10 protein-coding genes and 1 pseudogene are annotated in these 10,280 nt (G+C 69.4%); 7 read left to right on the top strand and 4 right to left on the bottom strand.

The window, feature by feature from the left end; translation table 11 throughout:
• The 3 genes and pseudogenes from ACLL81_RS07410 to ACLL81_RS07400 form a co-directional block, all read left to right on the top strand.
• Nucleotides 1-682, top strand: a pseudogene (locus ACLL81_RS07410) (VWA domain-containing protein); the annotation flags it as partial.
• Nucleotides 683-744: 62 nt separating this feature from the next.
• Complete coding sequence (locus ACLL81_RS07405; RefSeq protein ID WP_411287707.1) at nucleotides 745-1,404, top strand: TetR/AcrR family transcriptional regulator; 660 nt, start codon at nucleotides 745-747, stop codon at nucleotides 1,402-1,404.
• 7 nt (nucleotides 1,405-1,411) lie between these two features.
• Nucleotides 1,412-2,584 (top strand): MFS transporter, encoded by a 1,173-nt coding sequence (locus tag ACLL81_RS07400; RefSeq protein WP_411287706.1) that lies wholly within the window; start codon nucleotides 1,412-1,414, stop codon nucleotides 2,582-2,584.
• On the opposite strand, the gene ACLL81_RS07395 is transcribed toward ACLL81_RS07400, so the two are convergent.
• Genes ACLL81_RS07395 through ACLL81_RS07385 form a run of 3 tightly spaced genes read right to left on the bottom strand, consistent with a single transcriptional unit; the run spans nucleotide 2,565 to nucleotide 5,570 of the window.
• Nucleotides 2,565-2,858, bottom strand: a complete 294-nt coding sequence (locus ACLL81_RS07395) for a hypothetical protein (protein ID WP_411287705.1) — start codon at nucleotides 2,856-2,858, stop codon at nucleotides 2,565-2,567. The two genes, ACLL81_RS07400 and ACLL81_RS07395, sit on opposite strands and share 20 nt — an antisense overlap.
• Nucleotides 2,859-2,910: 52 nt before the next feature.
• A complete protein-coding gene (locus ACLL81_RS07390) occupies nucleotides 2,911-4,344 on the bottom strand; it encodes a UdgX family uracil-DNA binding protein (RefSeq protein WP_411287704.1) in 1,434 nt (477 codons plus the stop codon).
• Complete coding sequence (locus ACLL81_RS07385) at nucleotides 4,344-5,570, bottom strand: putative DNA modification/repair radical SAM protein (RefSeq protein WP_411287703.1); 1,227 nt, start codon at nucleotides 5,568-5,570, stop codon at nucleotides 4,344-4,346. Before ACLL81_RS07385 ends, ACLL81_RS07390 begins: the two co-directional genes overlap by 1 nt.
• Before the next feature lie 82 nt (nucleotides 5,571-5,652).
• Between ACLL81_RS07385 and ACLL81_RS07380 the strand changes: the two genes are divergently transcribed.
• The 4 genes from ACLL81_RS07380 to ACLL81_RS07365 all read left to right on the top strand — a co-directional run bounded on the left by ACLL81_RS07380 (nucleotide 5,653) and on the right by ACLL81_RS07365 (nucleotide 9,559).
• Nucleotides 5,653-6,531 (top strand): transglutaminase family protein, encoded by an 879-nt coding sequence (locus tag ACLL81_RS07380; protein ID WP_411287702.1) that lies wholly within the window; start codon nucleotides 5,653-5,655, stop codon nucleotides 6,529-6,531.
• Between the two features lie 115 nt (nucleotides 6,532-6,646).
• Nucleotides 6,647-7,258: a DUF6134 family protein gene (locus ACLL81_RS07375; protein WP_411287701.1), complete on the top strand. Its 612-nt coding sequence runs from the start codon at nucleotides 6,647-6,649 to the stop codon at nucleotides 7,256-7,258.
• Nucleotides 7,259-7,291: 33 nt separating this feature from the next.
• Nucleotides 7,292-8,134 (top strand): class I SAM-dependent methyltransferase, encoded by an 843-nt coding sequence (locus ACLL81_RS07370; protein ID WP_411287700.1) that lies wholly within the window; start codon nucleotides 7,292-7,294, stop codon nucleotides 8,132-8,134.
• 105 nt (nucleotides 8,135-8,239) lie between these two features.
• Nucleotides 8,240-9,559 (top strand): MFS transporter, encoded by a 1,320-nt coding sequence (locus ACLL81_RS07365; protein ID WP_411287699.1) that lies wholly within the window; start codon nucleotides 8,240-8,242, stop codon nucleotides 9,557-9,559.
• A gap of 35 nt (nucleotides 9,560-9,594) precedes the next feature.
• Here the strand turns inward: ACLL81_RS07365 and ACLL81_RS07360 are convergent.
• Nucleotides 9,595-10,280: Glu/Leu/Phe/Val dehydrogenase family protein (locus tag ACLL81_RS07360; RefSeq protein WP_411287698.1), on the bottom strand; the 686-nt coding region annotated here is incomplete at its 5' end.

Raw genomic sequence — 10,280 nt, 5'->3', positions numbered from 1 at the left:
CTGGGATAAGCGGGAGTACAAGAACCTCGACGACAGCGTCGAGCTGGGCACCCGCAACATCAAGGTGGCCCTGCGTCGCCTACGCAAGTGGGTGCGGGACGGGCATCCCGACGAACTCGACATGAAAGGCACCATCAAGGGCACCGCCGAGAAGGGTTACCTGGACATCCAGATGCGCCCGGAGCGCCGCAACAAGATCAGCGTGCTGATTTTCTTCGACATCGGCGGTTCGATGGACAGCCACATCAAGGTCTGTGAGGAGCTGTTCTCCGCAGCCCGCTCCGAGTTCAAGAACATGGAGTTCTACTACTTCCACAACTGCCTCTACGAGACCGTCTGGAAGGACAACCGCCGGCGCCACGCCGAGAAGCTGTCCACCTGGGACGTGCTCCACAAGTTCCCGCACGACTACAAGGTGATCTTCGTGGGCGACGCCACCATGAGCCCCTACGAGATCACCTATCCCGGCGGCTCGGTGGAACACTGGAACGAGGAGGCCGGCGCAGTCTGGATGGACCGGGTGGCGCAGATCTACGAGCACACCATCTGGCTCAACCCGACCGCCGAGCGCCACTGGGACTACACCCCTTCGGTCGGCGTCATGAAGCAGCTGGTCAACGACCGGATGTACCCGCTGACCCTGACCGGCCTCGACAAGGCGATGAAGGAACTGGCCCGGTAGAACCGCGACGTTTGCGGACAGTCCCGGAGCGCCTAGTGTCGCCGCAGTGATAAGGGATTCGCATGACCGATCCCCGGCTGACCGACCCGCCTGAGACCGAAGAGGCGCAGGCCGCGACCAAGGCCGCCGTGTTCAACGCGGCCGAGCGCCTGTTCGCCCTGCACGGCTTCCAGAACGTCTCGGTGCGCGACATCACCGCCGACGCCGGCGTCAACCTCGCCTCGGTGAACTATCACTTCGGGTCAAAGGACGCCCTGCTGTTCGAGATCTTCCGCCGGCGCACGGCGGAGCTGAACCGCGAGCGGGCCCGCATGCTGCACGAGGCCAACGACCGCCACGGCGGCGCGCCGCCCGTGCGCGACATCCTGGAGGCCTATTTCGCCCCCCCGCTGCGCTGGGCGGCCCCCGACCACGAACGCGGCATCTCGGTGCAGTTCATCATCCGCGCCCGCTCGGAGGGCACCGCCCAGATGCGCGAGGTGCTGCAGAACGACGTCTCCCACCTGGCGCGCTTCGCCGAGGCGCTGATCGCCGCTAGGCCCGAACTACCCCGCGAGGAGGTCTACTGGCGGCTGCACTTCGTGCTGGGCATGGTGCACAACAACCGCTTCGCGGAGTTCGACCGGCTGCACCACCTGTCGGGCGGCGCGACCCGTGAGGGCGACGTCCAGGGCCTGCTCAAGCGCATGCTCGATTTCGCCGAGGCCGGCTTCGTCGCCTAGTCGCCCCATGCGCGGGCTGGTTCTGAAGGCCTGCGCATTCCGCTTCCTCGACACCTTCCTGCTGATCGTCCCGTTCTACACGGTGATGTTCGCCGAGCGCGGACTGAACCCGGCGCAGATTGGCGTGGCGCTGGCGGCCTGGTCGGTGACCGGCCTGGTGCTGGAGATCCCTTCCGGCGTGCTAGCCGACCGCGTCTCGCGACGCTGGCTGTTGTTCGCCGCCCAACTGGTCCGCGCGGTGGGGTTCGTGCTGTGGATCGCGTTTCCGTCCTTCTGGGGTTTCCTGCTGGGCCTGGTTCTGTGGGGCGTGAAGAGCGCCGCCGTCTCGGGGACATTCGAGGCGCTGGTCTACGACGAACTTGCCGCCGCAGGCCGTGAAGACGACTACGCCCGGATGATCGGCCGCACCCAGGCGGCGCGCTTCAGCGGCGTAGTGGCCGCCTCCCTGGCCGCGGCGGCCGTGTCAGCCTGGGTGGGCTATCCGGCATTGGTGGCGGCCAGCCTTGCCGCGGGGATCGCCGCCGCTGGCATGGCCCTGACCCTGCCCAGCGCTCCCAAGGCGGCGGTGACCCGGCGCAGCAGCTATCTCGCCCATCTTCGCCGCGGCGCGGCCGACGCCGTGCGCCTGCCCGGCGTACTGCCTCTGATGGTCTTCATCTCCGGCATCCAAGCCATCACCCTGGCTTGCGCCGACTACTGGCAGCTGTTTGCCCGCGAAGTCGGGCTGCCGCTTCCGGCCGTCGCCCTGTTCATCGCCGCCCTGGCCGCGGCCGGGGCGGTCGCCGCCATGCTGGCGCACCGGATGCACGCCGCCGCCGCGCCCGTGCTGTATGGCCTGATCGCGGTCGCGGGTCTCAGCCTCGCAGTGGCCGCGGCCACCTTCACCTTATGGTCGATCGTCCTGCCGGTCATTTTTGTCGGTCTCTACTGGGTGGTGGACGTCAACGCCGACGCCCGCTTCCAGCACGCCCTGGTGGGCGAGACCCGGGCCACCGTGGCCTCGGTGAAGGGGTTCGTGACCCAGTGCGCCACCACGGTGCTGATCTTGGGCTTTGGCTTGGTGGCCCAGGCCGGCTCGTACCGCGTCGCCTTTTTGGTCTATGGGATCGCGATGATGGCGCTGGGGGCCGCCTACGGGATCGGGGCCTGGGTTCGCCGGGTCAAGGCGCCGGCGGCCTGACCGCACCCAGGGCCACCATGGCCAACCGGCAGTCCTCCGCCTCGCGGGCGGTCCAGGCGGCGCTGTTGCCCGTGTCGCGGGCGTCGGCATAGGCGATGCGCACCAGCTTGGCCTTGACGCACATGTCCAAGAGGTCGCCGCCTTTGCGGGCGGTCTCATAGCCGCTGACGGCGTCCTGGAGGCGCAGGTTGTCCACCCGCTTGACCTGGCCCTCCATCAGCGGCCCGCAGGCGCCGGCGAGGCTGGCCAGGGCGAGAATCCAGAGGCTTCGCATGGGGCGCTCCCGGTGATGAACCCCAGCCTAGCACGACCGCGGTGACGGTGGCTCAGGCCGCCAGCCCCCAGGCAAACCTCAGGTCCTCCACGAACAGCGCATAGGCCCTGGCCTTCGCCGCCGGATCGGGCAGGCGCAGCAGGTAGGACGGGTGATAGGTGACCACGCCCTGGGCTTGGTCGGAGAGCTGCAGGGACTGCTGGCGGAACTGGCCGATGGGGGTGGGCCTGCCGAACACCGCCAGCCCCGCGGTGGCGCCCAGGGCCACGATCACCCGGGGCCGCACGATCCTGCGCTCGGCGTCCAGCCACCAGCGGCAGGCGGTGACCTCGCCGGTGCCAGGGGTCTTGTGCAGCCGCCGCTTGCCGCGCAGCTCGTGCTTGAAGTGCTTCACCGCATTGGTGACGAAGGTCTGCGCCCGCGGCACGCCGGCCTCCGCCAGCGCCCGGTCGAACATCTGTCCCGCGGGTCCCACGAAGGGCCGCCCGGCCAAGTCTTCCTGGTCCCCCGGCTGCTCGCCCACGAACATCAGGCGGGCGCGGGCTGGCCCTTCGCCCGGCACGCCCTGGGTCGCGTCGCGCCACAGGTCGCAGCGGCGGCAGACCTGCACCCCAGCGGCCACCTCCTCCAGGGTGGTTGGCGCCTGGCCGTCGAACGGGGCGTCGCGGCTGGCGCGCAAGGCGGAGCGGACCACGCGGCGGGTGGGTTCTGAGGCGGCTTGGCCAACCATCTCCTGGGTGCGGGCCTCGGCGCGGGCGATCAACTCGGGGATCAGCCCGGCTTCCGGCAGGTTGCGCCAATAGCGCTTGGGCATCTCCTTCTGCATGGCTGCGACCTTCAGCCGGGCCGGGTTGAAGATCGAGGCGTAGTAGGTGCGCCAATAGTCCTCCAGGGTGTCCTCCCGGGGCGCGTCCGCCGGGTCGGCGCCCGGGGTGAAGGTCAGTCCCTTGGTGTCCCAGTGGGCGCAGGCGTCGGGGGTCAGGATCGAGAACCGCACATTGGCGAAGCGGCGGGCGAAGAAGGGCGCGGTGGCCTCGGTCACCCGGTGGGCCGGCTCAAACCAGGCCACATAGGTTTCCGGTTCCGCCGGGTCGATCACCAGCCGAAACCGGACGAAGGCCTTCATCTTATGCGCCGCGCGGCTGACGTTCTTGGCTAGGTCGCGGGCCTTGACCACGTCCGGATCGGAGAGGATACGCAACAGGTTCGGCTCACCCTGCAGGCGCCACAGCAGCCGGTAGAGCAACGCGAACCGCTCATCGGAACGGTGCAGGATCACCCGGTCGGCCAGTTCCACGAACCCCTTGGGCACGGTGAAGGCTGGCGCGGCTGCGGGCGCTGCGGGCATGGCCTCGGCGAACAGGTCGCCCGCCCCATCGATGGTCCACAGCGCGGTCTCCGGCGCCACGCCGCCGGTGCGCAGCCGCCGCGCCGCCTCGCGCCAGCCGTCGAAGTCGGTCTCGTGGGCCAGCCGTACCACCTGCATCAGAATAGGCTCAGCTGTTCAGCGGGCTGCGTCAGCAGGGCGCGCAGGTCGGCCTTGTCGGTGAGCGCGCCGGGGCTCCAGTCGGCGGTGACCAGGAAGGGCTTCAGCTTCTCCACCCCGCGGGTCAGCCGGCGCACGTCCTCCAGGGTCATGGCCTTGTAGCGCCGCACCCCCAGGATGCGGTTGACCGCCTTGACACCCAGGCCCGGCACCCGCAGCAGCCGCTCGCGATCGGCGGTGTTCACGTCCACGGGGAACTCGCCGCGGTTCCTCAGCGCCCAGGCGAGCTTGGGATCCACGGCCAGGTCCAGGTCGTCGGCCTCACCGATGATCTCCTCGCGGGCGAAGCCGTAGAACCGCATCAGCCAGTCGGCCTGATAGAGCCGGTGTTCGCGGATCAACGGCGGCCTGGCCAGCGGCAGCCGGCTGCTGGAATCCGGGATCGGCGAGAAGGCGGAATAATAGACCCGCCGCAGCCGGTAGGCGCCGTAGAGGCTTTCGCTGCGCTTGAGAATCTCTCCGTCGCTGGCTGCGTCCGCGCCGACGATCAGCTGGGTGGACTGTCCGGCCGGAGCGAACTTGGGCGGCTTCGTCTTGCGGCCCTTCTCCTTGCCCGCGTCGACCCCCAGGCGCACCGCGCCCATGGCCTTCTTGATGCTGGCCACGTTCTTTTCGGGAGCCAGGCTGGCTAGGCTGGCGTCGCGGGGCAGTTCGATGTTGATCGACACGCGGTCGGCGTATAGCGCGGCTTCGTTCACCAAAGCCGGCGAGGCCTCGGGGATCACCTTCAGGTGGATGTAGCCGCGAAAGTCGTGGTCCAGGCGCAGCGCCTTCGCCACCCGGACCATCTCCTCCATGGTGTAATCCGCGTTGCGGATGATGCCGGACGAGAGGAACAGCCCCTCGATGTAGTTGCGCTTGTAGAAGCCTAGCGTCAGGTCAACCACCTCCGCCGCGGTGAACCGTGCGCGCGGTGTGTTCGAGGACACCCGGTTCACGCAATAGGCGCAGTCGTAGACGCAGAAATTGGTCAGCAGGATCTTGAGCAGGCTGATGCAGCGCCCATCCGGCGCATAGGCGTGGCAGATGCCCGATCCCTCGGTAGAGCCGACGCCCCTGCCGCCCCGGGAGTCCCGCCTCGAGGTGCCCGACGAGGCGCAGGAGGCGTCGTACTTCGCGGCGTCCGAAAGGATCGCCAGTTTCCGCTTCAGATCGAGTTGGGCCATAAGATGGTTCTAGTGTTCTTGATTTGTTCTGTCGAGGGCGGCGAAAGCGGAACCGTGCCGCCGTCAGACGGTTCCGGGTGCCATGGCCCGGCTCATCATCCGCCACGAGACCCGTTACACCTACGAGCGGCCGGTGGGCTTCGCGCCGCATCGCCTTCTCGTGCGGCCCCGGGATAGCCACGCCATCCGTATCGTGCGGGCGGCCCTCACCCTGTCCCCGCCGGGCGCCACCCGCTGGCTCTACGACGCCCTGGGCAACTCGGTGTGCTGGTTCACCCCGCGGGGCGAGGCTTCCAGCCTGTCGATCGTCAGCGAACTCACCATCGAGCGCTATCCCGCGCCGCTTTCGCCGGTGCCCGTGCGCGACCCGCAGACCGCCACCCCGATCGTCTACGACCACACCGACCGCGCCGTGCTGTCTCCCTTCATCGAGCCGGTGAGCGAGGACCGCGACGGGGTGCTGCTGCAATGGCTGCGGGGCCAGGTCGGCCGTCCCGATGAGCCGGCGCTGGATTTCCTGCTGCGCCTCAACACCGCCATCCACGACGGCTTCGACTACCAGAGCCGCGACTTGGGCGCCGCCCAGGATCCGTCCCACACCGTGGCGCTGGGCAGCGGCACCTGCCGCGACTTCGCCTGGCTGATGGTCGAGGCGCTTCGCCGGGTGGGCTACGCGGCCCGCTTCGTCACTGGCTACCTCTATTGCCCCGAGCACAGCGGCATCCGCGGCGCCGGCGCCACCCACGCCTGGTGCGAGGTGTTCCTGCCCGACCTGGGCTGGACCGAGTTCGACCCCACCAACGCCATCGCCGAGAGTTCCGATCTGATCCCGGTGGCGGTCACCCGCACCCCCGCCGAGGCCGCCCCGGTCACCGGCGCGATCTATGGCGACGGCGGCGAAAGCCGGCTCACCGTTCACGTAGACGTGCGCCCCGCCGAGTCGATCCCCGCCGCCGCCTGAGTCATGAACGCAAATCCTCCTCGCGCCCTGCGTGTCGGGGGAGAGGAGGCTGGCCTTGCGTCCAACGCTGGATTGTTCTCGTAACCGCAGGGTCTGACACAAGCCCGGTTCACCCATGCTGCAAGCCTTTGCCCTCTCCCGCCGCGCCGTGATCGCCGGCGGCCTGCTCCTGCCCATGATTTCGGGCGTCGCCCTGGCCGCGCCGCGGAGCCTGACGTTCGCGGTGTTCCGCAACGGCGCGAAGGTCGGCGAGCACCGGATGAGCTTTTCTGGGGACGGCGACGACATCACCGCCACCACCCAGGTCGCCATGACCGTGAAGCTTGGGCCGGTGCCGGTCTATCGCTACCGGCACAACGCCACCGAGCGGTGGGCCGCGGGCCGGTTCGCCAGCCTGGAGACCACCACCGACGGCAACGGCAAGAAGCAGCGGGTCAGCGCCCGGGCGGGCGCCGGCGGCGTCGCCATCGACGCCTCGGCCGGCAAGCTCACCGCGCCCGCCGGGGCCGCACCGCTCACCCACTGGAACCCCAAGGTGTTCGCAGGGCCGCTGTTCAACCCCCAGGACGGCAAGCTGCTGAAGGTCCGCGCCAGCAAGGTGGGGGCGAACCAGTGGGCGATCCGCGGCGACACCGAGATCGACAACGTCTACGACGACGCCGGCCAGTGGCTATCGCTGAAGGGCAAGCTCGAGGACGGCTCGCGGATCGAGTACCGCCGCCTCTAGGCCCGACCCCCGTTCTGTGGCCAAGCTGGCGGCATGTCCGATACCGCCAACGCCGACCAGATCGCCTACTGGAACGACAAGGCCGGCCAGACCTGGGCTTCCTTGCAGGCCGAGCTCGACCGGCAGCTTGAGGGCCTGGGCGAGACAGTGATGGAGTTCCTCGCGCCCGCCGCCGGCGAGCGTCTCCTCGACATCGGCTGCGGCTCCGGCCAGACGACGCTCGCCCTGGCCCGGCGGGTCGGCGCCGAGGGCTTGGTGCTTGGCGTGGATATCTCGCGCGCCCTGCTGGCGGCGGCCCAGCGCCGCGCCGCCGAGGCGGGCGCCGCCCGCGCGCGCTTCCTGGAGGCCGACGCCCAGGCCCACCCCTTCGACCCCGCGGCCTTCGACGCCGCCTTCTCGCGCTTCGGCGTGATGTTCTTCGCCGATCCCCCCGCCGCCTTCGCCAACATCCGCCGCGCGCTGAAGCCGGGCGGTCGCTTGGCCTTCGTCTGCTGGCGCACGATGATGGAGAACCCGTGGATGACCGTGCCCCTGGCCGCCGGCCTGGCGCACCTGCCGCCGCCGGAGCCGCCCACTCCCGGAGCGCCCGGTCCCTTCGCCTTCGCCGACGCCGGGCGCGTGCGCGGCATCCTGGAGGCCGCCGGCTTCTCGCAGATCGAGATCCGCCCGCACGACGCCATGGTCGGCGGCAACGACCTGGAGAGCGCCGTACGCACCGCGCTGCGCGTGGGTCCCCTGGGCATGCTCATGCGCGACAACCCCCAGGCGCGCGACGCTGTGGAGGCTTCGGTGCGCGAGGCCATCGCCGCGAACATGAAGGACGGCCAACTCCAGCTCGCCAGCGCCACTTGGATCGTCACCGCGCGGAACGGTTGAGCCCGCGGCGCGGACTCTGTTAGACCCGTCGGTATTGCATCGATCCGTATTCAGCAGGGAGCCGCCTCCCCGGCCGATGGCCGACGCAGCGCGGCGATTTGAGATTTGGACGCCAAGAACGACGGCCCCGACGCCGCGCCTGACGGCGACGACCTCCCGGCGCGGGAAGCGGCCTACGAGAAGTTCGTCTGGGATAACCTGAGGCGCAACTACCTCGGCAATTACCTGCACGGCATGCTGGGAATGACCGGCTTCCGCCTGGTCAATGCGCCCACTTTCCTGCCGGCCTACCTGCACATGATCTCCGGCTCCAACCTGATCGTGGGCCTGGGGCTGGCGCTGCAGCAGATCGGCGGGGTGATCTCGCCCATTTTCGGCGCCACCAAGATCGAACACCGCACCAAGGTGATGCCGGCGGCCCTGTGGATGGGCGGCCTGGCCCGGCTGGCGATCCTCGGCATGGCCATCTCCGGCTGGCTCCTGAAGGACCAGTCGCTGGTGGTGGCGCTGCTGTTCTTCATGTTCATGTTCGGCCTCTTCATGGGCGCCCAGCGGGTGGTCTTCAGCATGCTGATGGCCAAGGTGATCCCGATTAGCCGGCGGGGCCGCCTGCAGGCCTGGCGCAACGCCACCGGCGGAGTGATCGCCGCGGCCTTGGCCTATTTCGCCGGCAAGTACCTGATCGGCCCGAACCTGTTCGGAAACGGCTATTCGGCGACCTTCGTGCTGGCCTTCGTGCTCACCAGTCTGGGGCTGTGGGCCCTGCAGGGGCTGCTGAAGGAGCCGGAGCCGCCCACCACCCGGGCCCAGGGCCGGTTCCGCGACCGCCTGCGCGACTTCCCCCGCCTGATCGCTCAGGACCGCCACTACGGCTTCTTCCTGGTGGTGCAGATGCTGGCCACCTCGGCCAGGATCGCCACGCCGTTCTACATTCTCTACGTCTCGGCCAATATCGAGATGACCGGGGCGACGCTGGGCCTGCTCACCCTGGCCTTCCTGGGCGCCGACACGCTGGCCAACCTGGTCTGGGGCTACCTGGGCGACAAGGCTGGCTTTCGGCTGGTGTTGCTGCTGTCCCTGGTCGCCTGGATTGGGGCCACGGTGGCCCTGATGAACGTCCATGACATCACTGCGGTGTTCGTGGCCTTCGCCGCGCTGGGCGCCTCGCTCTCCGGCTACATGATGGCCGCCCAGACCATGGTTCTGGAATTCGGCTCCCGCGACGAACTGCCGATGCGAATTGCCGTCTCCGCCACGGCCGAGAGCATCACCGCGACCGCTGGCCCGCTGATCGGCGGAGTGATGGCCGAGGCCCTGGGCTACCAGGTGGTGTTCGGCTGTTCGATCGGCTTCCTGGTCGCCGCGGCGCTGATCCTGCTGGTGCTGGTCAAGGAGCCGCGCACCGCCCGGCTGGCGGCGAACTAGGCGTCCGGAAATACGGCGCGCGCCGATGGGTGGCCCTAGGCGGCCCTCTTCTCCGCCGCGCCGGCGATGCGGGCGCTGGCCAGTTGGTTGGCCACCTCGTGGGTGGGGCGGCTCTCCTGGTGGGAGCGGTCAAGCACCTCTTCCAGGGTCACCATCAGTCGGGCGAGCCTGGCCTCCACCCAGGCCGGGTCGAAGGCCTCGCCGCGGTCCAGCGCGCGGATCTCGCCAGCCACATTGATGATGCCGCCGCCGTTGATCACATAGTCCGGCGCGTAGAGGACGCCCCGGTCGAACAGCGCCTTGCCGATCTCCCTCGAGGCCAGCTGGTTATTGGCGCCGCCGGCGACGATGCGGGCCGACAGTCGGGGCAGGGTCTCGGCGTTGAGCGCGCCGCCCAGGGCGCAAGGCGCGAACACCTCGGCGGGCACGTCGAAAATCTCGCTGGGCGACACCACCATCGCCCCCGTGCGGTCCGCCACGGCCTTCAGGGCCTCGGCGTTGACGTCGGTGATGTAGAGCCGGGCCCCGGCCGCATGCAGCTTGTCGGCTAGGAAGGCGCCCACATGGCCCACCCCCTGGATGGCGACAGTGACCCCGTCCAGCTCCCGGTTCAGCGCCCGCCGCACGCACAGCCGCACGCCGCGGAACACGCTCTCGGCCGTCACCGAACTGGGGTCGCCCGAGGCGGCGGCGTGGCCGTCCAGTCCGGCGACGAAGCGGG

The organism is Phenylobacterium sp. (assembly GCF_046590535.1).
Lineage (GTDB): Bacteria > Pseudomonadota > Alphaproteobacteria > Caulobacterales > Caulobacteraceae > Phenylobacterium.
This window is presented reverse-complemented; position numbering and strand designations above follow the sequence as displayed.